Annotated in this window: 1 protein-coding gene; it reads right to left on the bottom strand. The window is 62.4% G+C overall.

The features are described 5' to 3' along the window. A partial coding sequence (dapA, locus tag GV818_RS33770; protein ID WP_161778751.1) for a 4-hydroxy-tetrahydrodipicolinate synthase occupies window positions 1–447 on the bottom strand: 447 nt, incomplete at both ends.

Raw genomic sequence — 447 nt, 5'->3', positions numbered from 1 at the left:
TTTCACGGGGATAGGGTTGGATTCGATAAACAGGGTTTTATTGAGCGGCATCAGCTTTTCGTGAATCGCGCGGGCGGTGACGGCGTCACCACGCATCGCAGCGGCGCACAGTTCGCTCATGGCACGCGGGGCGACGTTGGCGGTCACCGAGATATTGCCCTTGCCGCCGAGCAGGATCAGCTCGACTGCGGTGGCGTCATCACCGGAGTACACCAGGAAGTCATCGCTGACACCGGCCAGGATGGCAGTGACGCGCGACAGGTCGCCGGTGGCTTCCTTGATGCCGATGATGTTCGGCACGCTCGACAGGCGCACAACCGTGGCCGGCAGCATGTCGCAGGCGGTACGGCCCGGCACGTTGTAGAGGATCTGCGGGATGTCGACCGCTTCGGCGATGGCCTTGAAGTGCTGGTACAGCCCTTCCTGGGTCGGCTTGTTGTAATACGG

It is taken from the genome of Pseudomonas sp. Fl4BN1, assembly GCF_009908285.1.
Classification (GTDB): domain Bacteria; phylum Pseudomonadota; class Gammaproteobacteria; order Pseudomonadales; family Pseudomonadaceae; genus Aquipseudomonas.
This window is presented reverse-complemented; position numbering and strand designations above follow the sequence as displayed.